This window comes from Clostridium rectalis (assembly GCF_900626095.1).
Taxonomy (GTDB): Bacteria; Bacillota; Clostridia; order Clostridiales; family Clostridiaceae; genus Clostridium_AS; species Clostridium_AS rectalis.
The window spans coordinates 41,055-64,466 of record NZ_UYZZ01000003.1 but is presented as its reverse complement, the minus strand read 5'-3'; the positions used below and the strand labels follow the sequence as shown (position 1 = coordinate 64,466).

At 26.8% G+C, this 23,412-nt stretch carries 25 protein-coding genes; 18 read left to right on the top strand and 7 right to left on the bottom strand.

What is annotated here, in order from left to right:
* The first annotated feature begins 58 nt into the window (after positions 1–58).
* From EJL03_RS05605 to EJL03_RS05560, 10 genes are all read left to right on the top strand, one after another.
* On the top strand, positions 59–586 hold the full coding sequence (locus EJL03_RS05605; RefSeq protein WP_125152987.1) for an ECF transporter S component: 528 nt from the start codon (positions 59–61) through the stop codon (positions 584–586).
* A gap of 98 nt (positions 587–684) precedes the next feature.
* Complete coding sequence (locus EJL03_RS05600; RefSeq protein WP_125152986.1) at positions 685–918, top strand: heavy-metal-associated domain-containing protein; 234 nt, start codon at positions 685–687, stop codon at positions 916–918.
* A 74-nt stretch (positions 919–992) separates the two neighbouring features.
* Positions 993–1,949 (top strand): NAD(P)-dependent oxidoreductase, encoded by a 957-nt coding sequence (locus tag EJL03_RS05595; protein ID WP_125152985.1) that lies wholly within the window; start codon positions 993–995, stop codon positions 1,947–1,949.
* Between the two features lie 111 nt (positions 1,950–2,060).
* Positions 2,061–4,214 (top strand): YhgE/Pip domain-containing protein, encoded by a 2,154-nt coding sequence (locus EJL03_RS05590; protein WP_125152984.1) that lies wholly within the window; start codon positions 2,061–2,063, stop codon positions 4,212–4,214.
* 189 nt (positions 4,215–4,403) lie between these two features.
* Positions 4,404–6,119: a methyl-accepting chemotaxis protein gene (locus EJL03_RS05585; protein ID WP_125152983.1), complete on the top strand. Its 1,716-nt coding sequence runs from the start codon at positions 4,404–4,406 to the stop codon at positions 6,117–6,119.
* A gap of 70 nt (positions 6,120–6,189) precedes the next feature.
* A complete protein-coding gene (locus EJL03_RS05580) occupies positions 6,190–6,543 on the top strand; it encodes a hypothetical protein (RefSeq protein ID WP_125152982.1) in 354 nt (117 codons plus the stop codon).
* Positions 6,544–6,562: 19 nt separating this feature from the next.
* Positions 6,563–7,615, top strand: coding sequence for an S-methyl-5-thioribose-1-phosphate isomerase (gene mtnA, locus EJL03_RS05575; protein WP_125152981.1), 1,053 nt, complete (start codon positions 6,563–6,565; stop codon positions 7,613–7,615).
* Between the two features lie 239 nt (positions 7,616–7,854).
* Positions 7,855–8,538 (top strand): response regulator transcription factor, encoded by a 684-nt coding sequence (locus EJL03_RS05570; protein ID WP_125152980.1) that lies wholly within the window; start codon positions 7,855–7,857, stop codon positions 8,536–8,538.
* Between the two features lie 2 nt (positions 8,539–8,540).
* A complete protein-coding gene (locus EJL03_RS05565) occupies positions 8,541–9,959 on the top strand; it encodes a sensor histidine kinase (RefSeq protein WP_125152979.1) in 1,419 nt (472 codons plus the stop codon).
* Positions 9,960–10,234: 275 nt separating this feature from the next.
* Positions 10,235–10,645: a carboxypeptidase-like regulatory domain-containing protein gene (locus EJL03_RS05560; protein ID WP_125152978.1), complete on the top strand. Its 411-nt coding sequence runs from the start codon at positions 10,235–10,237 to the stop codon at positions 10,643–10,645.
* Between the two features lie 107 nt (positions 10,646–10,752).
* Here the strand turns inward: EJL03_RS05560 and EJL03_RS05555 are convergent, their stop codons facing one another.
* Complete coding sequence (locus EJL03_RS05555; RefSeq protein ID WP_125152977.1) at positions 10,753–10,923, bottom strand: hypothetical protein; 171 nt, start codon at positions 10,921–10,923, stop codon at positions 10,753–10,755.
* A 156-nt stretch (positions 10,924–11,079) separates the two neighbouring features.
* Between EJL03_RS05555 and EJL03_RS05550 the strand changes: the two genes are divergently transcribed.
* Positions 11,080–11,499 (top strand): PPC domain-containing DNA-binding protein, encoded by a 420-nt coding sequence (locus EJL03_RS05550; RefSeq protein WP_125152976.1) that lies wholly within the window; start codon positions 11,080–11,082, stop codon positions 11,497–11,499.
* Positions 11,500–11,623: 124 nt separating this feature from the next.
* On the top strand, positions 11,624–12,169 hold the full coding sequence (locus EJL03_RS05545; protein WP_243108656.1) for a biotin transporter BioY: 546 nt from the start codon (positions 11,624–11,626) through the stop codon (positions 12,167–12,169).
* 20 nt (positions 12,170–12,189) lie between these two features.
* Here the strand turns inward: EJL03_RS05545 and EJL03_RS05540 are convergent, their stop codons facing one another.
* Both EJL03_RS05540 and EJL03_RS16860 read right to left on the bottom strand, forming a co-directional pair.
* Entirely contained in the window at positions 12,190–13,173 is a 984-nt protein-coding gene (locus tag EJL03_RS05540) for a biotin--[acetyl-CoA-carboxylase] ligase (protein WP_125152975.1), read from the bottom strand.
* A 63-nt stretch (positions 13,174–13,236) separates the two neighbouring features.
* Positions 13,237–13,806: a DUF2238 domain-containing protein gene (locus EJL03_RS16860; RefSeq protein WP_125152974.1), complete on the bottom strand. Its 570-nt coding sequence runs from the start codon at positions 13,804–13,806 to the stop codon at positions 13,237–13,239.
* Positions 13,807–14,078: 272 nt separating this feature from the next.
* On the opposite strand from EJL03_RS16860, the gene EJL03_RS05530 reads away from it, so the two are divergent.
* Positions 14,079–15,797 carry a methyl-accepting chemotaxis protein gene (locus EJL03_RS05530; protein WP_125152973.1) on the top strand — a complete coding sequence of 573 codons (1,719 nt, stop codon included), beginning with the start codon at positions 14,079–14,081 and terminating at the stop codon, positions 15,795–15,797.
* Between the two features lie 32 nt (positions 15,798–15,829).
* Here the strand turns inward: EJL03_RS05530 and EJL03_RS05525 are convergent, their stop codons facing one another.
* Positions 15,830–16,474: a L,D-transpeptidase family protein gene (locus tag EJL03_RS05525; RefSeq protein WP_125152972.1), complete on the bottom strand. Its 645-nt coding sequence runs from the start codon at positions 16,472–16,474 to the stop codon at positions 15,830–15,832.
* A gap of 150 nt (positions 16,475–16,624) precedes the next feature.
* Here EJL03_RS05525 and EJL03_RS05520 point away from each other — a divergent pair, with 150 nt between their 5' ends.
* A complete protein-coding gene (locus tag EJL03_RS05520; RefSeq protein ID WP_125152971.1) occupies positions 16,625–17,473 on the top strand; it encodes a polysaccharide deacetylase family protein in 849 nt (282 codons plus the stop codon).
* A 30-nt stretch (positions 17,474–17,503) separates the two neighbouring features.
* Here EJL03_RS05520 and EJL03_RS05515 read toward each other — a convergent pair whose 3' ends face one another.
* Positions 17,504–18,163 (bottom strand): DUF6483 family protein, encoded by a 660-nt coding sequence (locus EJL03_RS05515; RefSeq protein ID WP_125152970.1) that lies wholly within the window; start codon positions 18,161–18,163, stop codon positions 17,504–17,506.
* A gap of 166 nt (positions 18,164–18,329) precedes the next feature.
* On the opposite strand from EJL03_RS05515, the gene EJL03_RS05510 reads away from it, so the two are divergent.
* The 3 genes from EJL03_RS05510 (at position 18,330) to EJL03_RS05500 (ending at position 20,701) form a co-directional block, all read left to right on the top strand.
* Positions 18,330–18,587 (top strand): hypothetical protein, encoded by a 258-nt coding sequence (locus EJL03_RS05510; RefSeq protein WP_125152969.1) that lies wholly within the window; start codon positions 18,330–18,332, stop codon positions 18,585–18,587.
* A gap of 18 nt (positions 18,588–18,605) precedes the next feature.
* Positions 18,606–19,475, top strand: coding sequence for a radical SAM protein (locus EJL03_RS05505; RefSeq protein ID WP_125152968.1), 870 nt, complete (start codon positions 18,606–18,608; stop codon positions 19,473–19,475).
* Positions 19,476–19,894: 419 nt separating this feature from the next.
* Complete coding sequence (locus EJL03_RS05500; RefSeq protein ID WP_125153298.1) at positions 19,895–20,701, top strand: sigma-70 family RNA polymerase sigma factor; 807 nt, start codon at positions 19,895–19,897, stop codon at positions 20,699–20,701.
* A gap of 54 nt (positions 20,702–20,755) precedes the next feature.
* Here EJL03_RS05500 and EJL03_RS05495 read toward each other — a convergent pair whose 3' ends face one another.
* Together EJL03_RS05495 and EJL03_RS05490 are read right to left on the bottom strand one after the other, a co-directional pair.
* The gene (locus EJL03_RS05495; protein ID WP_125152967.1) at positions 20,756–21,502 is read right to left on the bottom strand and encodes a tRNA threonylcarbamoyladenosine dehydratase; all 747 of its coding nucleotides are present in this window, start codon (positions 21,500–21,502) and stop codon (positions 20,756–20,758) included.
* 191 nt (positions 21,503–21,693) lie between these two features.
* Entirely contained in the window at positions 21,694–22,905 is a 1,212-nt protein-coding gene (locus tag EJL03_RS05490; protein ID WP_125152966.1) for a cation:proton antiporter, read from the bottom strand.
* 338 nt (positions 22,906–23,243) lie between these two features.
* On the opposite strand from EJL03_RS05490, the gene EJL03_RS15985 reads away from it, so the two are divergent.
* Positions 23,244–23,390 carry a hypothetical protein gene (locus EJL03_RS15985; protein WP_164509006.1) on the top strand — a complete coding sequence of 49 codons (147 nt, stop codon included), beginning with the start codon at positions 23,244–23,246 and terminating at the stop codon, positions 23,388–23,390.
* Positions 23,391–23,412 lie beyond the last annotated feature (22 nt).

Genomic DNA, 23,412 nt, shown 5'->3' with positions numbered 1-23,412 from the left:
ATATTAAAGGTAACTTATAATTAATATATGGTAAAATTTACAATGAGGAGTGAGATGTATGAAGGCTAAGAGAATGGTATTAATAGGATTTTTCGCAGCTGTATGTTTCATAGGAACTTATTTACATATATCCATTGATATAGGTGGAAGTAGTACTATGATTCATTTAGGTACTACTGCTATCTTTATTTCCGCAATAGTTATAGGAAAGGATGCAGGAATAGCAGGCGCAATAGGGTGTACATTATTTGATGCATTTAATCCTAAATATGTAGCATGGGTGCTTCCTACTTTTATAATAAAAGGGCTAACAGGATATACTGTTGGTTATATTTCCTTTTTAAGAGGTAAAAAAGGAAATTGTATATGGCAAAACATAATTGCTTTTGTAATTGGTGGAATTCTATCTTTATTAGGATATTTTATATTTAATTGGCTTGTATTTGTTGGTTTTTACCCAGCTATACTAAAGATGGTATCTTCTTTAGTAACAACAACATTAGGAGTGGCTATAACCATTCCGCTATCATCAGTAATAAAACCTATTATGAATAAAAGTGGAATAGTAACTAATTATGACAATTAAAAAGTATTTTATTGGATACCCTTTACCAAAATCAAAAAGACTGATAAACTTAAATATGATAATGATATTCATTATCATATTTAACTGGGGGTGATTTTATGTTTTTTAAGAAGAATAACGAGAAGGAGATAAAGCTAAAGGTTAAAGGTATGATGTGCCCACATTGTGAGTTAACTGTAAAAAAAGCGATAACTAGTATAGAAGGAGTTAAAAAAGCTAAGGTAAGTTACATTAGGAAAAGTGCGGTTGTGGTTTTAAAGGAAGGATTTGATATACCTGTTAATATATTAATAGAGGCAGTGAAGTCTATAGGCTATGATGTATTTATATAAATATTAAATGTTGCAGTATGTATAGATAAGTTATAACATTATAAGCGTAAATACTTTTTAAGGAGGAATTTATAATGAAAATAGTGGTACTTGAACCTCTTGGAATATCGGAAGAGGATATAAGAAAAATTGCGTCGCCAATTATTAAGGATGGCAATGAATTAGTAGTTTATAAAGATAGAATTGAGGACACAGATATTTTAAAAGAAAGAGTAATGGGCGCAGATGTATTAATAATTGCTAATATGCCTTTAAAAGGAGAAGTTATAAAATCCGCAGAAAACCTTAAGATGATATCTGTTGCTTTTACAGGAGTAGATCATGTAGATATAAATGCTTGCTTAGAAAAAAATATTGTTGTTTGTAATGCAGCTGGTTATAGTACATCATCTGTGGCAGAACTTACATATGGTTTAATGCTTTCTGTGTTTAGAAATATAGTACCATTAGACAAGATTACAAGAGAAGGAAAAACAAAATGTGGATATGGACAAACTGAAATATTAGGAAAGACATTAGGTATTATAGGAACAGGAGCTATTGGCATTAAAGTAGCAGAAATTGCACAAGTATTTGGATGCAAAGTTATTGCATATAGTAGAAGTAAAAAATCTGAAATTGGAGATATGGGAATAAAATATGTTTCATTAGATAAGTTATTAAAAGAAAGTGATATAGTATCAGTTCATGTACCTTTAACAGATGAAACAAAATATTTAATCAATAAAGAAAAGATAGGATTAATGAAAAGGAGTGCTGTAATTATAAATACGGCTAGAGGATCCATTATAGATAATAAAGCTTTAGCAAAGGCTTTAAAAGAGGGACGTATTGCAGGAGCTGGAATAGACGTATTTGATAATGAACCACCACTTGAAAGAGAATATGATTTATTAAATGTTCCAAGTGTAGTGGTTACACCTCATATTGGTTTTGCTACAAAAGAGGCCATGGTAAGAAGGGCTCATATAGTAATTGAAAATATAGCTAAATGGAAAGAGGGAAATCCCCAGAATTTAATAAGCAAGTAAAAGCAGAATAAAAAGCAGGTTAAAATTAATTAACCTGCTTTTTATGTATTATTTTGGCCTTCATTAAAGATAATAAATATGTATAAATAGTTTTAGAAAGGCTGAAGGTATATGAAAAATATTTTTTGCATTTATAAAAGGGATATATTAAATATATTATCTAATTGGGTTGCAACAGTGATAGTTTTAGGACTTATTATTTTACCGTCATTGTATGCATGGTTTAATATAAGGTCTTCTTGGGACCCTTATGGAAATACAAGGGGAATAAAAGTTGCTATTGTAAATAAGGATAAAGGTAGTTCTTACAAAGATATTTCTGTAAATGTTGGAGAAGAGCTTGTAAAAAGCTTAAATGAAAATAAAAATATAGGATGGGTTTTCGTTGATGAAGAGGATGCGAAAAATGGGGTAAAGTACGGTAAATATTATGCTAGCATTACTATAACTGAAGAATTTTCATATAAGCTTTTATCCATTGTAAGAGAGAAAATAGAAAAACCAGATATAATATATTCTGTTAATGAAAAGAGAAATGCAGTAGCACCTAAGATAACAGAAAAAGGAGTAACCAGCATTCAAAATGAAATAAGCAAAAATTTTGTTAAAACAGTAAACAATGTTATATTTGATATTTTCAATAAATTAGGAATTCAGATTGAAGAAGAAAAACCTAAAATAAAAGAATTAATTAATATTATATTGTATATAAATAATAAAATACCTGAGATAAATAAGTCTATAGATGAACTTTATAATGGAGCAATTACCTTGGAAAGTTTTATAAAAAAGGTAAATAAAGATATGCCACTTATAGAGGATACTATAAATAAAGGATCTAACATATGTAAAAGTGGGAAGGAATTTTTATTAAAAGCTACTGAAGGTATACAAAAATCTGTACCCTATATTAAAGAAGATATGATTATTATAAGGGAGATAATTTCATCAACTGAAAGTATAATATCGCAATCTGTAAATATTATAGGAACAAATACTATAAGGGCTAGGGAATTATTAATAAAGGCTAATGACAGATTAAACAATGCTTCTGATAAAATTGATAACATTAAAAGATTTTTAAAATCTTTTGATAAAAATTCAAACAATAAATTAATATCAAATTTAGTAGATAAAATGACGAAGGTTAACGACAAGCTAAGTAGAGAAATGCAGTTAATAAACTTAATTTTACAATCTATTGATAAAGGGGAAAAACCTTCTATAGATTTATTAAATGAATTAATGAAAAGAGCCGAGGAAGCTACTACAATTTTAGATAACATAATAGAAAATTTTGATAGTAAAATTGCACCAGCTATCAATAGTGTTACTAATGAAATAGTAATTTTAGCAGGAAATATTACAAAAATTTTAGACGATGCAAATAAGGACTTACCAAAGATCAAAGAATTATTGAATAAGGCTTACAAAGGGACTATAAAGGGGAAAGAAGATATACAATTAATCAAAAAGAGTTTACCTAAAATAGAAAAGTCCATAGGTTCTATAGCAGATAAAGTTAAGACATTAAATGATAATAAACAGCTAAATGAAATTATAAAGATTCTTAAAAATGACGCAGGAAGAGAAAGCGAGTTTTTAGCAAATCCAGTAAATATAAAAGAAAATAGAATGTTTCCTATTCCTAATTATGGTTCAAGTATGTCTCCATTTTTTACTACTTTATCTTTATGGGTTGGAGCATTGATTTTAGTTTCAATTTTATCTGTTAATCTACATAATGTAGAAAATACTAAATTGTATCAGGTTTATTTTGGAAGGTACCTTACATTTATGACTATTGCTATATTTCAAGCAATTATAGTAAGTATGGGGGATATTTTTATATTAAAAATATATGCGGCTCATAAAGGTGTTTTTATATTATATTCTATATTTATAAGTATAGTTTTTTCAATGATAGTGTATACCTTAGTGTCTGTGTTTGGTAATGTTGGCAAAGCATTAGCAGTTATTTTATTAGTACTTCAGATATCTGCTTCAGGTGGGACGTTTCCAATAGAGGTAACTCCTAGGTTTTTCCAAATTATAAATCCATTTTTACCTTTCACTTATGCTATAGGAACTATGCGAGAAGCTGTAGGAGGAATAGTTCCTGAATTATTAATATTTAATAGTTGTATGCTTTTGGTTTATTTCTTTTTATCTATTTTGATAGCACTTTTACTAAAGAAAAGGTTTAATAAAATGAATGAAAAATTCGTAAGAAAATTTAAGGACAGCGGATTGGTAGAAGAATAATTACAAATTTTAACCTCTGAGAGTTCAGAGGTTTTTTTTAGCAAATAAGTATGAATTTTTTTAAAACTTATATAGTTAATAAAAAAATCTGTTATAATAATATATAAATGGTTTTAATGTAATTAATTAGAAGTAGCATATATTCGCATTAAAAAATTAGATTGGAAAGGAAGGATTGAAATTAATACTATGGCTTACAGTAAAAAATCATCTTTAAAAAAACAGTGGACACGTAAAATAATGGGGTTAATAATTTCTATATTTTTGATTATTGCTATAGGAGCATATTTTTCCATTAGAGCAGTTACTAAGAGTTTAGTTTTAAAAACAGGACCTATGTTTAGTAATATAATATCGTATGAATTAGAAGGACAGGATATAAGTTCATTAATATCTGAAAAAGAGAATAGTGATATATATCAAAAAGTAGATAAAGCATTGATTTATTTAACAAACAGAGGTGGCGATGTATTTAATAGAATTTATGTTATTAATGAGTTTGAGAAAGGTAAATGGACATACATAATAGATAAGTCCCAAGAAAATTCTTTTAAATGTGGAGATGTTTATAATATAGAAAATGGCAAAGGTGATATACAAGAGGCAGTTAACACAAATAATATAGTTATAGATAGTAAAAGTTCTAAAATACTTAAGATACTTATCCCTATGAAGGGAGATAAAGGTATAAATATATTATTAGGATTAGATTTTAATTTAAATGTTATTAGAAAAATTCAATATACTATACTAGGATTATTAGCAGCATTTATGGTAATAAGTTTAATAATTTTAAGGGCAATTGTAGGAGGAATTACAAGGAGACAAACTAAATCTATAACTATTTTAGTAGACAAAATGAAAGATATGGCCAATTTAGAGGGGGATTTAACAAAGAGGATAGAGGTATCAAGTTATGATGAGATAGGAGAGCTGGCATTTTATACTAATGAAATGCTAAATACTATTCAAAATATGTTAAAACAATTTAATAATATATCTATACAATTAAATAGCATAAGCAAAAATTTTACTGAGTCTTTTATAAAGGCTATAGAGGATTTTAATGGTATGAACATATCTATTAAAAATATGTCAGAAAGAATAGAAAATCAAACTAATGGACTTTCTGAGACATCTAATGGTGTAGTTCAAATAAATTGTGCAATAAATCAGATAGCTAAAAATTCACAGATGGTAACGGAACAGGCTTTAAATACAAGTAATAATGCATTAGATGGAAGTGAGGTTATGGAAAACCTTAAAAAGCATTCTAATGAAATTTCTAAGGTAGTAAATACAACATCAGAGTTAGTAAAAAATTTAGGGGATAAGTCTGAACAAATAAATGGTATAGCTGATGCAATAGGATCTATAGCGTCCCAAACTAACTTATTAGCTTTAAATGCTTCAATAGAAGCAGCAAGAGCGGGAGAACATGGGAAAGGATTTGCTGTTGTAGCAGAGGAGGTTAGAAAGCTTGCAGAGGAATCTGCTAAATCTGCAGAGGAGATATTTTCTCTAATTAAACAAGTACGAGAAGGGATAGAGGATGCATCAATATCAATGGAAGGAGTTTCAAACAAAACATATAAACAAGAGGAGTTTGTAGAGAGTGTTACTTTAAAATTTAATGATATAGTGAAGTCTATAAATAACGTTTCAGGTAAAATTGAGGAAGTTTCAGCATCTACAGAAGAAATGACATCGAATATAAGTATGATAACTGGACAAATTGAGAATTTAGCTATTATTTCTGAAGAAAATAATAATACAGCAGAAGAAATAGCTTCATCTATACAAGTTGAATCTGATAATATAAGTGATTTAAAGATTATGATAAATAAATTAGATGACACATCTACTAAACTTATAGAGAAATTTAAAAAAGTAAAGTTGTATTAAAACTTATTTAAGATTTACTTAAGAACACATTAAGTTTGCGCTGCTATAATGCTATAAAAGGGGGAGCATTATGGAAAATAACTTGAAAAGAGTAAAAAACTATTTCTTGAATATATTTATAATATTAACTTTTATAGCTAGTATTATAGTTATAGGAATTTGTGTTTATGGTGATATTTTTACTAAATTCGGAACTATAGCATATATATATATTGGAGCGATAATACTGGGTATGATATGTTTAATAGGAGTATGGAAGTCTAAAATTTGGGGAGTTTATGGCATATTAACTATTAAAATACTTCATTGTTTTTTTTCTATTGCTACCAATTTTTCAACAAAACAATTAATGAGAGATGCTATAACTATTGTAATTATACTATGGTTTACAAAAGATATTTGGTATACAGATGATGAAATTTAAATTATGTGGGAGGGTTGATATGGAAAATGTTAAAACTATTCAGTGGAAAGATGATGTTCTTATATTATTAGACTGTAGAAAGTTACCTGAAAAAGAGGAATACATAATATGTAATAATTACACAGAATTAGGAGAAGCTATAAAAACTTTAGGGGTTAGAGGAGCACCAGCAATAGGAGTGGCTGCAGCCTATGGAGTTGTATTATCATCTATACATTGTATAGAAAATGATTTAAAAAAGGAAGAGTGTATAAATTATATAAAAAGTGGAATAAACTATCTATCTTCTACAAGACCTACAGCTATAAATTTATTTTGGTCTTTGAATAGAATGAATAAAAGATTAAATAAAATAAAAAATTTATCCAAAGAAAAAATTAAAGAGGAGTTATTAAAAGAAGCTAATTTGATTTTTAAAGAAGACATAGAAACTAACTTTAGTATAGGTAAGTATGGAAATGATATAATTTTAGATAATTGTAATATTTTAACACATTGTAATGCAGGGGCGTTAGCAACGGCAGGTTATGGAACTGCATTAGGGGTTGTAAGATATGCTCATAATAGTGGAAAGAATATACACGTATATGTTGATGAGACTAGGCCACTACTTCAAGGGGCGAGACTTACATGTTGGGAATTATTAAAAGAAGAAATTCCAGCTACATTGATTACGGACAATATGGCTGGATATGTTATGAAACTTAAAATGATAGATATGGTGATATTTGGGGCGGATAGAATAACAGCAAATGGAGATGTTGCCAATAAAATAGGTTCTTATTCTTTAGCTGTATTAGCTAAAGAACATAATATTCCTGTATATGTAGCGGCACCGTTGTCTACAATTGATTTAAAGTTAAAAGAGGGAAAAGATATTCCAATTGAAGAAAGAAGTAAGGAAGAAGTAAGAAAATTATTTGGTGTAAAGGTAGCACCAGATAATATAAAAGTTTTTAATCCAGCTTTTGATGTTACAGAAAATAATCTTATATCCGGTATAATAACAGAAAAAGGGATTATAAGGCCTCCTTATAAAAAAAATATTGAAGAAATGTTTAATAAAAAATAAGGTTATTAATAACCTTATTTTTTTCACATATTTACATATACTATGTGCAATGTATTTTTAAATTATAAAAAGTTAATATGCCCATAAAAATGTATTTTAAAAAATGGTTATTAGGTTTTCTGTATTTTCCATAGGAAAGGACAAGAAAAATAAATGTTTTATCCTTCAATGTAAGCTGATAAGATAATTAAACAATGGTATAATTAAAACAATGAATAGTTTCTGGAGGAAGAAAATTTATGAATATTTTAATAGCAGAGGATGAACAAGGTATAAGAGAATTAGTAGAATTGCATTTAAGTAAGGAAGGATATAATGTTTTCCAAGCAGAAGATGGTATAAGAGCTTTAACTATATTTCAAAATGAAAATATAGACTTAGTGATGTTAGATGTAATGATGCCAGGAATAGATGGGTTTAAAGTATTAAAAAAAATAAGGGAGAATAGTGAAGTTCCAGTGATTTTTTTAACTGCAAGGGTTGAAGATACTGATAAAATATTAGGCTTTGGATTAGGAGCAGATGATTATATAGTAAAACCTTTTAGTCCAATAGAACTTATAGCTAGAGTACAGGCACTTTTACGAAGAACTTATAAGTATATTAATTCTATATCTAAAAATATTATAATAAATGGTGAAATTAAATTAGATAAAGAAAGTTGTAGTATTTGCAAAAATGATATTAAATTAGAACTGAATGCAAAAGAATATAAAATTTTAGAACTTTTTATGGATAACGTAGGAAAAATACATACTAAAAAACAGATATATGAATCTGTTTGGGGTGAACCTTATTTTGGAGATGATAACACTATAATGGTACATATAAGTCATATAAGGGATAAAATAGAGGATAATCCAAAAGAGCCTAAATATTTAAAAACCATAAGAGGAATAGGATATAAATTGGAGAAGTTTTAATTATGATAAATAATAAAAAAATATCAAATCTTCTTTTAAGAAACTATATAACATCTAGTGTAATAACTTTTGTTATCTTCATTATATTTTTTCTTACAGCGGTAATAATTGGATTATCGTCATATTTGCCTATTAATACTCTTATGAGTGAAGAGAATTCTAAGTTAGTAGCAGAAAATATAATAAGAGATGATTATAAAAACATAGATACTAAAGAAATAGAAAGAGTTAGAGGATGGGTAGAAGTAGTAGATAATAAATTTAATATTATATATACAAAAGGCATGAGAAGAACCAATTGCAAAAAATATTCCAAAAAAAGATTTTATAATATGATGATTGATTCTGGAGGGAGTACTTTTGATGATGACAAATACATGTATAATGTGGCTTATAACGATAAAAAAGATTTTTCTTTGATAGTGTATCTACCTAATGATAATTATTTTAATAGTATAATTAATAAACCTAAGATGAAGCTTAGGACTTTTATTCAATTATCATTATTTTTATATTTTTTAATATTTATAGCCAGCATGGTAGTTTATGCAAGGATAACATCTAGAAATTTAACTAATCCATTAAAAAAGCTTATGAAAGGTGTAAAAAATATTACAAACGGAAATTACTCTACAAGAATTCAATTAAAATCCAGAAATGAATTTGGAGAGTTAAGAGACGCTTTTAATTTAATGGCTGAAAAAATTGAAGAGGAAAAAACCTTAAAAGAAAAATCCGAGGAAAATAGAAGAAGACTTATAATGGATATATCTCATGATTTAAAAAACCCTTTAGCAAGCATTAGAGGTTATTCAGATTTACTTATAAAAAATACGGATTTAAATGATTGCGAAACTACAAAATATCTTACAATAATAGATAATAACAGTATAAGAATAAATGATTTAATCACAGATCTATTTGAATTGTCAAAATTTGAAAGCGTAAATTTTAATATGGAATTTTATAAGGTTGATATATGCGAATTTTTAAGAGAAGTAATAGCAGAATATATACCTCTTATGGATGAAAAAAATTTTTCCTACGAATTCAATATTCCGGATAAAAGTATTTTCTTAATGATTAATGAGAAGAGTATGGATAGAGCTATTGGTAATTTAATAATAAATGGGATAAAGTATAATTCAGAAGGGATTAAAATTAAAGTTACCTTAGAAGAATTTTTTGATATAGTTGAAATTATAATAGAGGATAATGGTATAGGAATTCCAAAAGAATTAGAACACGATATATTTAATCCTTTTGTAAGAGTGGATTCTTCTAGAAACTCTAGAAGTGGTGGCACAGGATTAGGTCTTGCAATAACAAAAACAATAATAGAAAAACATGGGGGCAGAATAAATCTATATAGTGATATAAACAAAGGAAGTAAGTTTATAATAACTTTATTTAAGAATTGAGTAAATATATAGGATAGTTTTTTAACTATCCTATTTTTTAAAAAAAATTAAAGTTTTAGTAAGTTACCAATTATTCTATTAAATTAGGTAATTCATTAAAAACATAATTATATGTTAAAGCTTAAACAATATGACTAAAGTGTTTTTTAAAAGGTTATTAGGATCTTTTGATTTTTTCCCAAATCATTAGAACAAAACTTTCACTATAGCATAATATATATTATACGTTATGTAATTTCATAAATAAAAATATGAGAATCTGAGGAGGAATATATATGGCATCTAAAGTTGTAAAATTTAATTTTAAACCTTGTGAAAATGAGCAAATTGAAGCTGTAGTAAAACTTGGGGAAGAAAAAAGAAGTGTTATACATGGTATAGTAGTAGATTCTAATAATAGACCAATAAAAAATGCAGTAGTAAAGTTATTAATGGTTAAAAATCCAAGTGGATGCAAACCTACTGTATGTGCTATAACTCATACTTTTACTGATGAATATGGTCAGTTTTTATTTGGACCACTTTGTCCAGATAGATGCTATTTAATAAAAGTATGGTATAACGATGTAAAGATAAGAGAAGTAGTTGTAGACCCAGATCCATGTAGCGAGTATTGCTTAAAATGCAGCGATGCATCACCTTGCAGAGATAAAAAACGTGCAGATGAATGCGATGATGATTGTTAATTCATCAATAATATAAAAAACAGTATATAAATATATTTTTTGTCGAAAAATGCAGGGCTATTTACTTTGTAATAGCCCTTTAATAATATAAAAATTTTATTTAAAATTTAATGGTTATGTGATAATTTAGAACGTTTTGTATATTTTTTACCATTTGAATGGGAACCTATTTTTTCACCATCAATTATACCAATGTCTGATCCATCTTTTGGAAACATTTTTCGTAATTCTGTGTTGCTTTTAGGTTCAGTTTTCAAGTGGCTTTTATTATTATCCATATATAATCCTCCTGCGATATAAAAATCATTAGTAATATTTTATCCTAAAGCTTGTGAATTATTAATAATAATTTTATAGGAAGTGCTATTATATACTCTACAAGTATTGATTGAATAATGTTAATATATAGTTAAATATAACTAAGGAGTGATTTTATGGAGTTTAAAAAATTTAATAATAGATATGTAATAAGGTTAGATAAAGGCGATGAAATTATAGAAAGTTTAAAGAAAATATGTAATATGGAAAACATTAAAACTGCTTCGATAACAGGCATAGGCGCTACTAACAATGCAACCATAGGTGTATACGAGTTAAATTTAAAAAAATATCATGAAAAAAATGTAAAAGGGGATTTTGAGATATCATCTTTAGTAGGTAATATATCTACATTTCACGGAGAAGTTTTACCACATATTCATGTAAATTTAACAGGACTTGATCATAATTGTATTGGGGGACATTTATTATCTGCTAATATAAGTATAACCTGTGAGATATTTATGGATATTTTAGATGGTGAAATAAGGAAAGAATTTAATGATGCAGTTGGGGCTAATACATTTAAATTCTAACATATAATAAAAGTAAAGTGGTTAAAAATAGCCACTTTATTTTTATTGACAAAGGAATAAATTAAGTATAATATTATTGTTAACCAATAATATTAAAAAGGTTAACAATAAAGGGGGCTGGATTTTGAGAACAAAGAATATTTTATTAGTAGCAATTTTTGCAGCATTAACGGCTATAGGGGCAATGATAAAAATACCATTAATATATGAATCTATAACTCTACAATTTTTGTTTACTGCATTATCTGGGATGCTTTTGGGAAGTAAATCTGGGGCATTATCTCAATTTGTATATGTTATTTTAGGGATGTTTGGTGTACCTATATTTACTCAGGGAGGTGGAATTGCATATATTTTAAAACCTACCTTTGGATATTTAATTGGTTTTATATTTTCTTCATATATAATAGGAAAAATAATAGAAAGTAACCGGCAAGTATCATTTATAGTTTTATTTAAAGCATCTTTTATAGGTTTAATAGTAACTTATGTTATAGGGGTACCATATCTTTATATTATATTAAAATATATATCTCATATACACATAACAATATTTGATTCTATAAAAATAGGGTGTTTAGTATTTTTAATTGGTGATTTATTAAAATGTTTTGTTACCGCAATTTTAGGGGTTAGAATTATACCTGGAATTAAGGATATGTATAAATAAAGCGGATTTTACCGCTTTATTTATACATATCCATACAAACCTCTAATTGAGACTTCTCCTGATAGTATAATATCTTCTTTGCCATCTTGGTATTGTACTATTAACCTTCCTTCAGAGTCTAAATCTAAGGCTTTAGCTAAAGTAATGTTATTTTTATTTATAATTCTAATCTGTTTACCTAAAAGCAGGGAGTTTTTTTTACAAATTGATATGGTTTTAGAAATACTATTGTTATTTAAAAAATCGTCATAGAGTAATTCAAAGTTATTTAATATAAGTGCAGCTAATTTTTTTCTATTTATTATTTGAGATGTTTCTATACTTAATGAAGTAGCCATATCTAAAATGTCCTTTGGGAAATCGTATTTATCTATATTAACATTTAATCCTATGCCCACAGTTACATAATCAATTTTATTTAATTCACAACTCATTTCTGTAAGAATACCACAAACTTTTTTATTATTTATTATTATATCATTTGGCCATTTTATATATGAGTCTATTAACATGTCTTTTAAGGCACAATAAACGGATGCAGCAGCTATTTGAGTAATTTTAGTTACTTCCATAGGTGATATACTTGGTGATAGAATTAAGGACATCCATATCCCTTTATATTTGGGAGAACACCAATTTCTACCTAGTCTACCACGACCATTAGTTTGTTCCTCACTTATTACAACAGCTTCTTTTATTCCACTTTGTGCTAATCTTTTAGCTTCTAAATTAGTAGAATCTATAGAATAAAAGTGTTTTAAATTTCTACCTATATATTTTGTATTTAAAAAAGTTTTAATCTCCTCATAAGATAGAAGATCTGGAGAGGATAAAAGTTTATATCCTTTTTTAGGTACTGAGTTTATTACATATCCTTCGTCTTTTAAAATATTTATATATTTCCATATTGCTGTTCTTGTTACACCTAATGTGTCACTTATGTATTGTCCAGAAATAAAATCCCCATTTGAAGATTTTATAATATTAAGAATACGTTCTTTCATGAAAGATCACTCCTATAGTATGATACCTACAATTATAGCATTAAATTGAGTGATTTTTAGAAGTTATTTTTTAAATTTTATATATCCATATATAGATGAAATGAAACCACCTACAAGGTCGGCTATAAAGTCCTCCATAGTATCTGTTACACCAGAAAATGACACACCTTGCATATCCATATTGAATAAATTATCAATAGTAAATTCATATACTTCCCATAGTATACCACCTAAGGCTGCAAAAGAAAGCATATATATTGCAATGAATATAGAATTTAAATTTATGTTGCGGCCATTTAAATAATACATAAGAGACAAAGAAAGTAAACCTAAAATTAATCCAGAAAAAACGTGCAACATAGTATCCCACCAAATAAAACTGTAGAAATTTTTTAAAGTACCAAGATATAATGATATAAAAATAAAAATTACAATAGATAAGCTTAAAATATTATCCATTTTTCTTTTGAATATTTTACAAAATAAGTTTGGTAAAAAGGTTAAAGTAAATGCTACTATAGATATTAATAAAAAATAGTTATTTTTTATTAATATATAATAAAATAAGTTTACAAAGATAATTATTCTTATAACCCAAATCAAAATAAAGTGCCAAGAAAATTTTTTCAACATTATAATCACCTATCCTAAAATTTATGTTTTATACTGTATAAATTATATGTTTATTAAAGATTAATATGTATTTTTAGCATGATTTAATTTATATAATTTTTATGATAATGAATAAAAAAGTGACAAACGGTTATCATATTTGGAATTAGTTTCATTATTATTAATATTTATAAGATATTGTAAAAAAATATAAAATTGTATATAATAAATTAGGGAATAGAGTCTAAAAATGTTTAAAAATAAAAATATATAGTCTAAAGGGGAATTTTCATATGAATATTTTCAAAAAATTATCAGTTAAAACAAAAATGTTTTTATCTTTTTCTATAATGATGGCACTAATACTTATAGTTTCATTGTTGTCTATTTATGGTACTATTAAATTAAAAGATTCTTTTAATAATGTGGTAGATAAAGATATAAAAAAAATTCAACTTATATATGAAAGTAGAGGAAAGGTAAATAAGATATATAATTCGTTTAGAAATATTTTAGTAAGTAATAGTGATGAGTATATGAATGAACAGAAGAAGAATTTAAAAAATAATTTGAAAGAGTACAAGGATTTAAATAGATTGTTAAAAAGTGAATTGAAAAGTACTGAGGGAAGAAAAATACTACAAGAAATAGATAATAGTTATAGGGAGGCAGAACAGGTATTAGAAAGATTAATACCTTTGGTTGAAAAAACTAATATAAGTATAGTTCAACAAGAAGAAATAAGTAAAAATATCTCTTCAGCACAAGAAAAGTGGCTGAATTCTTTAAATAAGGCTATAATTAAGATAAATGAATATACGGATATTGAAAAAAATAAATCAAAGGAGTTATTAATTAAGGTAACTAATATAGTTATTATTATTACTGTAGCTTCTATTATTATGGGTGTTGTAATTTCAATATTTATGTCCAAGCATATTATAGGATCACTATCTAAAATAAAAGATTTTGCTGAAAAACTAGCAAAATATGACTTTGAAAATTCAATAAAGATAAGTGGTCAAGACGAATTTTCCCAAACTGCTATAGCTTTGAATATTGCTCAACAAAATGTTAGAGAACTTGTTAGAATGATTATAGAAAATTCTAAGGAACTAAGCGATACTAGTGAAAAATTATCGGTTAATGTAGAAGAGATGACAGCAAAACTAGTAGATATTGATGCTGCTACTAACGATATTACAGAAGGAACCCAGGAAACTAGTGCTGCTACAGAAGAGATTACAGCTGCAGTAGAAGAAGTTAATTCCAGTATGAATATACTTGCACAAAAGGCAGAGGATGGTAGCAGTAATTCAAGTGAAGTCAAAAAGAGAGCCAATAGTATTAAAAATACAGCAGAGGAATCCAGTAAAATAACTCAGGATATATATAAAGAAAAGGAAACAGAAATAGTAAAAGCTATAGAAGAGGGAAAAGTGGTAGAAGAAATAAAAACTATGGCAGAGGTTATAGCAAATATTGCGAATCAAACTAATTTATTAGCGTTAAATGCAGCTATAGAAGCGGCAAGAGCAGGAGAACATGGTAAAGGGTTTGCGGTAGTTGCAGAGGAAGTAAGAAAGCTTGCAGAGCAATCTGCAGAAACAGTATCTATTATTCAAAATACAGTTGGAAAGGTTCAAGAGACTTTTGAAAATTTATCTAGAAACTCTAATGGAGTACTTAAGTTTATAAATGAGAAGGTTATACCCGATTATAAACTATTAGTTGGAACTGGTGATAAATATAACAATGATGCTGAGTTTATAAGTAATATGTCAGAGGACATATCCACTATGGTAGAGGAGATCAATGCAACAATATCTCAAGTAAATGAATCAATACAAAATATGGCAATTAAAGCGCAGAGTTTTGCAGAAAATTCAAATAAGATAATGATTAATGTAGATGAAACTACTAAAGGTATGGAACTTATTTCATTAACTGCTAAACAGCAAGCAGAACTGGCCCAAGGGTTAAATTATATGGTTTCAAAATTTAAGGTTTAAATATAAATAAGTAGTGCTTTTCTAAGCACTACTTATTTATATATTTCAACAGGTGTTTTATAAGTACAATATTTCCATAGAGTTTTTATATCACTATCTGATACAGCAACACAGCCATAGGTCCAATCATATTTTGTGCCACCACCGTGGATACCAACAGCGCCACCTAAGGGGGTATTCCATGGTGGAAGAGTACGGTTTGAGTTGGATTTTTTTATTGTATCATAGGTTTTTTTATCAATAATTTTATTATTTAATCCATTGTAAGCGTCATTTATATTAGGATAACTTATCCCCATAAAAAGAGTGTATTTCGTATTTTGGGTTTTACTGCAAATATAATATTTGCCTTCAGGGGTCTTACAATCTCCCTCTATACGTTTAGTTCCTTTAGGAGACCTACCTGACGATATTTTAAATCTTCCTATTAATTTATTATCACCATATAATTCCATAGTCCTATTTCTCTTATATACTTTTAATAAAGTACTAGAGGGGGCAGCACTTGGCTGGGTGAAAAATATTTTATTATTATTTTCTTTTGAGGTGGATTTTGAAGTATCTAAGTTAAAATTATGTAGTGATAGAGAAGTAATCTTAGGAATAAATTTTATTGTTAATGCAAGTAAAGTTAATGTTAAAAATACAAGGAGAAACTTTAAACCTTTTCTATACAAAATTACCAAACTCCTTCATAGTAAAACTTATTATAATATAACATTTTAACCATAATACTACAATATATTCTAATATGCTATATTTTCTTACTAAGATGTGATAAGATGTAAAATGAAGTGCATATAAATAGTTAAGAAAAGGAAAAGTATATGAAAAAAAAGTATTATATTATGATATTACTTCTTATTTTTAGTACTATAATAGTAGTATTTAAAAATAATATAGTTAGAAATAATAAAATAGAAATGAAAAGCGCTGTAAAGGATACTAAGAAATTATATAATGTTTATAGTATAATGGGGAAGTCTAATAGATTAACTAATAAACAAGTGTCGTCTATGAATAAATGGAGAGATGATATGGTATCTTTTACTAAAAAAAATAAAGAAAATGTATTTATAAATGGATATACTAAAAATAAAGTTGTTGCATTAACTTTCGATGATGGGCCAGATCTCAATATAACTACGAAAATATTAGAAGAATTAAATAGGTTAAAAGTAAAGGCAAATTTCTTTTTTATAGGAGAGAATATATGTAAATATCCTAGTGTAGTGAAAGATACATATGATAGTGGGCACCTAGTATTGTCCCATGGATATAATCATATAGAATTTAACAAGAATTCACAAAATACAATAAAAATTAATATAGAAAAAAATGAAGAGATAATACATAAAATTATAGGTAAAAAGCCTGCAATTATAAGACCTCCTTATGGAGCCATAGATAATAAAGTGGTTAAAGTGGGTAAAGATACTAAAAATAAATTTGTGCTATGGTCAATTGATACTTTAGATTGGTCACAAAGGGATAAGGAAAATATATTAAATAATATAATGAAGAATTTAAGACCAGGGGATATAATATTGATGCACAGTAATCAGGATAAAATAAATACACTAGAAGCTATCCCAAATATAATTAATAGTGTTAGGTCAAAAGGATTTAAATTTGTGACTTTGGATTATCTTTTAGATATACCTGCATATAAATAGAGCTTTACTATTTTGAAAGAGTATGTTTTTTTACATACTCTTTTTTTTTATAGTATTTAACCCATCTAACACTTCCTCTCTTGGGAGATTACCTTTCTTTAAGATTTCATCGTCTTTATATAATAGATTTTCATAAAAGCATGTGGCAATATTTAAAGAGTCTTTGCTATAGTTGGTAGTTTCCAGGAGTTCATATAACATATTTTCTGCTAAAGCAAAATCTTCATATGCAATATAATAATTTATTAGTCTAATTAAGGTTTCTTTAGGCAAATTATATTGGGAGAGTTTATCTATTATAAAATTAATATCATTTAAACAATAGGTAAGTTCAGCTTCGTTATCACAAAGATAAGCTTCGACAAAAAGGTTTAATGATTTAAGGTATGTATAAAAACTCTCGGATGTTTTATTATTTTTCTCTAGAATTTTTGCTTTTTCTTCTAGTAGTTTAGATATAATAATTGCTTTATCTTTTTCAAGTTCACTACCTACTTTTAATATCTCTATTAAGTTTTCATCACTCATTGAATCGAAGAACATAGAGTTTAATCTAAAAAGACTGCTGAAGGTATTTTCGATATTATCTATAGCTTTATTTAAGTTATTATCCTCCAATAATTTTATTATTTCTTTTAAGGATTTTTCAAATTCTTCAACTAACTTTTTTGTCACATTACTTTTTAACATATATATCATCTCCAATATAGAATTTTCAAACAAAATTATATCACAATATGTACCATTAATTAAGTTTTAATGAATTGTTCAAAAATTATTAAGGTATAATTAACTATATAACATAACTTATTATGATATAATTAAATAAAATTATTTTAAAAAAGGGGATAATAGTATGGATTTTGTTAATGGTAATTTTTTTAAAAATTTAATCCCCATAGTTATTTTAATAGGTATAGTTGCACTGTTTATAACTGTACTTCCTATAATAATAGTAGTTGTTTTAGTTTTTTGGGGAGTAAATGCATTTATAAAAAAATCAAAACTATGGAAAAATAATAAAAGGGATATAAAATTTGAAAAGTGTGAGGAGTCTTTTTCTAGTTTAAAGGAAGAGAAAATAATAGATGTAGAATATAAAGAAGTAAAGTAATTATATTAGGAGAGTTTTATGAGATATGAAGGGATAGTATACAGACCGCCTAGTGAAGCTTATAGTCTTATTATACAGGCAACTATAGGATGCGCTCATAATAAATGTACATTTTGTAATATGTATAAAGGGAAAAAGTTTAGAATAAGAAATATAGAAGAAATATTTAAAGATCTGGAAATTGGAAGAAAAACTTATAATAAGGTTGAAAAAATTTTTTTAGCAGATGGAGATGCAATGTCTATACCTACGGAAGGCTTAAAACAGATAATCTCTAGGATGAAAGTTTTATTTCCAGAATGCAAAAGGATTGGTATATATGCTACACCTAAAGATATACTGAGAAAATCTTTGAAGGAACTTAAAGATCTGAATAAATTAGGTCTTGGAATTATATATATGGGTGTTGAAAGTGGTAGTGATAAAATACTTAAAAAAGTAAAAAAGGGTGCTACTCAAGATGATATAGTAAAGGCAGGTAAAAAGATTAAAGAAAGTGGTATTTTATTATCAATTACCTTAATTTCTGGTCTTGGGGGGAAAGAAAATTTAATTGATCATGCAATAGAATCCGGCAAAGTTATAACTCATATTAACCCAGACTATGTAGGGCTTTTAACACTTATGTTACAACCAGGAACAGAAATTGAAAGAGAATCAAAAATAGGGGGTTTTAAGTTACTTAGTCCAAAAGAAGTAATGAAGGAAACTAAACTTATGTTAGAAAATATAAGTGTAACTAATTGTATATTTAGAAGTAATCATGCTTCAAATTATGTTTCCTTATCTGGAAATTTACCTTGGGATAAACAGAATATTATTAGTAAAATAGATAGTATATTAAAGAATGGATATAGCTATAAAGGTGAAATATTTAGAGGATTATAAAATGTGCTATTATAATAAATAGTTGTCAATATGTATCATAAATATGTTATACTTTTAATTTAATTGTTAATATTATAATGATGCATATATATAATATTTTTTATAGTAATATATGATATGGTGATTATTGTGTAAGCTTGTGTTTGTATATAGCCTATGGAATAAGTGAAAATATCTAAAAATATAATATTCATATTTAGAAATTATCTTAAAACATTTTTTAAGATAATTTTTTTGTTTTTATATTAAGTATTTTATATAAAAATTGAATAATTTGTAACAATTCTTTTAATTCTATTGAATTAAGAGGAATAAACCTTTATTGTATTGAAGTATAAAGGGTGGTTGTTTATAAAATTTATGTGAGGGTGATTAACTTGAATAAAGAGGATTTTAAAAATACTGAAGATTACATAAATATGTATCTTAAAGAAATAGGTGAAGTTGATTTATTATCTGCGGAGGAAGAAGTACAGTTAGCTAAAGGTGTTGAAAGTGGGGATATAGTTGCAAAAAAGAAACTAATAGAGTCAAATTTAAGACTTGTAGTAAGTATTTCGAAAAGGTATTGCGGTAAAGGAATGAATTTTTTGGATCTAGTTCAGGAAGGAAACTTAGGTTTGATGAAAGCTGTAGAAAAATATGACTATAGAAAGGGATATAGGTTTAGCACATATGCCACATGGTGGATAAGACAGGCTGTTACTAGGGCAATTGCAGATCAATCTAGAACAATAAGAATACCAGTACATATGAATGAGGTTATAATTAAATTATTAAAGGTTAAAAAACAATTGGAACAAAAATTAGATAGAGAACCATCTTACAGTGAAATAGCAGAAGTGCTTAATATGACAGAGGAGAAAGTACGAAGAGTATCAAAAGTATCACAAGAGCCAATATCATTAGAAACTCCCGTTGGAGATAATGAAGATACAAATTTAGAGAATTTTATTGCAGATGAGACCTATGCTCCAGAAAATACTGTAGCTACCACAATGTTAAGGGAGCATTTAACTAGGGTATTATCTACATTGTCCCCCAGGGAAGAAAGAATCGTGAGACTTAGATTTGGATTAAATGGAGAAGGTCAGATAAAAACTTTAGAGGAGATAGGGAAGGAATTTAATCTAACTCGGGAGAGAATAAGACAAATAGAAATTAGTGCTATAAAAAAACTGAGACATCCAAATAGGATAAAATTTTTACAAGGATATTTAGAATAAAAAATCAACATTTAACATTGGTTATTTACTGATGTTAAATGTTGATTTTTAAATTTATATTTTTAGTAGGTTTTTGATGACTTCTCCTGCAATAATCATACCTGCAACAGGAGGAACAAAGGAAATACTTCCAGGTACTTGTGGTTTAAAAGTACGAACATTTGTACAAATACACTCTTCAGTACATGTGTTTATATCTTTAATTTTCGGCTTCAACGGTGTTTCTTCAGAATATAAAACTTTTAAGTTTTGAATATTTCTTTTTCTTAATTCATGTCGGATAACTTTAGCTAAAGGACAAACCTTAGTATCAAATATATCTGTTATTTTAAACATTGTAGGGTCTAATTTATTACCTGTTCCCATGGAACTTATAATAGGAATATTATTTTTTTTACACCATACTATTAAAGAAAGTTTAGAGGATACAGTATCTATGGCATCTACCACGTAACTAGCATTTTTAGGAATAATATTTTCTATGTTACCTTCTTTAACAAAGAGTTTATGTATTGTTACACTACAATTTGGATTGATTTTTTGTATCCTATCTTTCATTACTTCTACTTTGAGTTTACCAATAGTAGAATGGTCTGCTATTATTTGACGGTTTACATTCGTAAGACAAATTGTATCATCATCTATAAGAATTAAATTGCCTACACCAGCTCTTACTAAAGATTCAGTGGTAAAACTACCTACACCACCTATACCGAATATTACCACTGTGCTATTTTTCAAAGTGTTTAATCCAGTTGGTCCTATTAATAATTCTGTTCTTGAAAATATTTGTTGAGTCATTTTTTTAATACCTCACTTATATGAAATACATACTATACCTATTATATTAGTATGATATTATAATAATCATACTAATATATATTGTCAATACAATTTTAATAATAAATTTGAATTATTTCAACATGAGTTGTTTAACGTTATAAACAAAAAAACTTGATAAATATTTATTTACCAAGTTTTATAAATTTTTATTAAGATGCTTTTTCTAAAGTAGGTGTGTGATCTTTTATATCTTTACTATATACTATCTTTAATAGTATAGGAGTTATTAGAGTAGTAATTATAACAACTATTATTATTGGGGCAAAATATTTTATTTCTAAAATTCCTTGAGATACACCTAAATTGGCTATAATTAAGGCTACTTCTCCTCTAGAAATCATACCTACGCCTATTCTTAAAGATTCAGACTTTGTATACCCACAAGCTCTAGCACCTAATTTACAACCTACTACTTTTGTTAGTATAGCAACTAATAATAATATAGCGGTAAAGGTTACTAAAACAAAGTTCATATTTCCAATAGTTGTATTTATACCAATATTGGCAAAGAAAATTGGTGAAAGTAACATATAAGATACTGTAGATATTTTCTTTTCAACATAATTCATGATAGGGGTTCCTGAAATAACAACTCCTGCTATATAAGCACCTGTAATATCAGTTACACCAAAAAAATGTTCGGATACAAATGACATTATGAGACAAAAAGAAAGTGCAATTATAGCCACCCTTCTTTTTTCACCATATATATAACTTAGCTTGTTAAATATTTTTTTAAATACCAACACAACTACCACTGAAAGTGCGAAAAATGCAACTATTTTAAATAATACAGTAGTAATATGTACAGATGGATTTGCTAAACTAGTTACTATGGTTAATATAACTATCCCAAGAACATCATCTATAATAGCAGCACCTAATATGGCAGTACCAGAGGAAGTTTTTAACTTACCCATTTCTTGTAAGGTTTCTACTGTAATGCTAACAGAGGTGGCAGTTAATATTACACCTATAAAAACATTTTCTAATATAATTTTTGTATTATTATTAAATATGTTTCCAGTATTATTATAGAAACTTGCTACAGCAAATCCTCCTATAAGAGGAACTAATACTCCTATTATAGCTATAATAAAAGAAGCCTTTCCACACTTTTTTAGCTCATTTAAATCAGTTTCAATACCTGCACTAAACATAAGTAGAATAACGCCCAGTTTAGATAAGTTAGATATGAAATCTGTTTCATTGACAATTCCTAAAATAGCAGGACCTATAATAAGTCCAGCTAGTAGTGCACCTACTACTTGGGGCATCTGAAATCGTTTAGCTAAAACACCTAATGTCTTAGTGCTTAGCATAATAATAGCTAAATCCATAATAAAGTCAATCGATTCCATAAGTTTTCCACATCCTTTTTCTTTATAAAGTATTAAATTTAATATTTTGAATAATTGAATAGATAATTAAGATAATTGATAGATAAAAAAGACATTGTATAAAGATTCTATAAATTAGCACAATCAAACTAATGAATAATTATGCTTGCAACGTTAGTATTTTAACATAAATTTTGAATTGACACAATATTTATAAAAAATTACAGATAATTTTATAAATTTAGCATTTTTAGTATTATTAATATATAAAAAATTGTCTAATTAATGATTAAAATGTAAAAATAAAATAGACGTATCTAGCACATAATAATATTATATAATTTAAGGAGGATTAAAATATGGATAATAATATTAAAGAGTTTTTAGATAAAATAAAAAAAGCAAATATGGAGGCATTTAAAACAAACGACAAATTAGATTATAGAAAAATTTATGAAGAAAGAATAGAGGAATTTAACCAAAAAAAAGAAAACAAATTCAAATAAAACTAGAACAAAATCTCCATCT

Excerpts from the sequence above, each read along its gene's own strand:
- EJL03_RS05605 (WP_125152987.1), top strand. The coding sequence starts at position 59 with ATGAAGGCTAAGAGAATGGTATTAATAGGATTTTTCGCAGCTGTATGT.
- EJL03_RS05600 (WP_125152986.1), top strand. The coding sequence starts at position 685 with ATGTTTTTTAAGAAGAATAACGAGAAGGAGATAAAGCTAAAGGTTAAA.
- EJL03_RS05595 (WP_125152985.1), top strand. The coding sequence starts at position 993 with ATGAAAATAGTGGTACTTGAACCTCTTGGAATATCGGAAGAGGATATA.
- EJL03_RS05590 (WP_125152984.1), top strand. The coding sequence starts at position 2,061 with ATGAAAAATATTTTTTGCATTTATAAAAGGGATATATTAAATATATTA.
- EJL03_RS05585 (WP_125152983.1), top strand. The coding sequence starts at position 4,404 with ATGGCTTACAGTAAAAAATCATCTTTAAAAAAACAGTGGACACGTAAA.
- EJL03_RS05580 (WP_125152982.1), top strand. The coding sequence starts at position 6,190 with ATGGAAAATAACTTGAAAAGAGTAAAAAACTATTTCTTGAATATATTT.
- mtnA (WP_125152981.1), top strand. The coding sequence starts at position 6,563 with ATGGAAAATGTTAAAACTATTCAGTGGAAAGATGATGTTCTTATATTA.
- EJL03_RS05570 (WP_125152980.1), top strand. The coding sequence starts at position 7,855 with ATGAATATTTTAATAGCAGAGGATGAACAAGGTATAAGAGAATTAGTA.
- EJL03_RS05565 (WP_125152979.1), top strand. The coding sequence starts at position 8,541 with ATGATAAATAATAAAAAAATATCAAATCTTCTTTTAAGAAACTATATA.
- EJL03_RS05560 (WP_125152978.1), top strand. The coding sequence starts at position 10,235 with ATGGCATCTAAAGTTGTAAAATTTAATTTTAAACCTTGTGAAAATGAG.
- EJL03_RS05555 (WP_125152977.1), bottom strand. The coding sequence starts at position 10,923 with ATGGATAATAATAAAAGCCACTTGAAAACTGAACCTAAAAGCAACACA.
- EJL03_RS05550 (WP_125152976.1), top strand. The coding sequence starts at position 11,080 with ATGGAGTTTAAAAAATTTAATAATAGATATGTAATAAGGTTAGATAAA.
- EJL03_RS05540 (WP_125152975.1), bottom strand. The coding sequence starts at position 13,173 with ATGAAAGAACGTATTCTTAATATTATAAAATCTTCAAATGGGGATTTT.
- EJL03_RS16860 (WP_125152974.1), bottom strand. The coding sequence starts at position 13,806 with ATGTTGAAAAAATTTTCTTGGCACTTTATTTTGATTTGGGTTATAAGA.
- EJL03_RS05530 (WP_125152973.1), top strand. The coding sequence starts at position 14,079 with ATGAATATTTTCAAAAAATTATCAGTTAAAACAAAAATGTTTTTATCT.
- EJL03_RS05520 (WP_125152971.1), top strand. The coding sequence starts at position 16,625 with ATGAAAAAAAAGTATTATATTATGATATTACTTCTTATTTTTAGTACT.
- EJL03_RS05515 (WP_125152970.1), bottom strand. The coding sequence starts at position 18,163 with ATGTTAAAAAGTAATGTGACAAAAAAGTTAGTTGAAGAATTTGAAAAA.
- EJL03_RS05510 (WP_125152969.1), top strand. The coding sequence starts at position 18,330 with ATGGATTTTGTTAATGGTAATTTTTTTAAAAATTTAATCCCCATAGTT.
- EJL03_RS05505 (WP_125152968.1), top strand. The coding sequence starts at position 18,606 with ATGAGATATGAAGGGATAGTATACAGACCGCCTAGTGAAGCTTATAGT.
- EJL03_RS05500 (WP_125153298.1), top strand. The coding sequence starts at position 19,895 with ATGTATCTTAAAGAAATAGGTGAAGTTGATTTATTATCTGCGGAGGAA.
- EJL03_RS05495 (WP_125152967.1), bottom strand. The coding sequence starts at position 21,502 with ATGACTCAACAAATATTTTCAAGAACAGAATTATTAATAGGACCAACT.
- EJL03_RS05490 (WP_125152966.1), bottom strand. The coding sequence starts at position 22,905 with ATGGAATCGATTGACTTTATTATGGATTTAGCTATTATTATGCTAAGC.
- EJL03_RS15985 (WP_164509006.1), top strand. The coding sequence starts at position 23,244 with ATGGATAATAATATTAAAGAGTTTTTAGATAAAATAAAAAAAGCAAAT.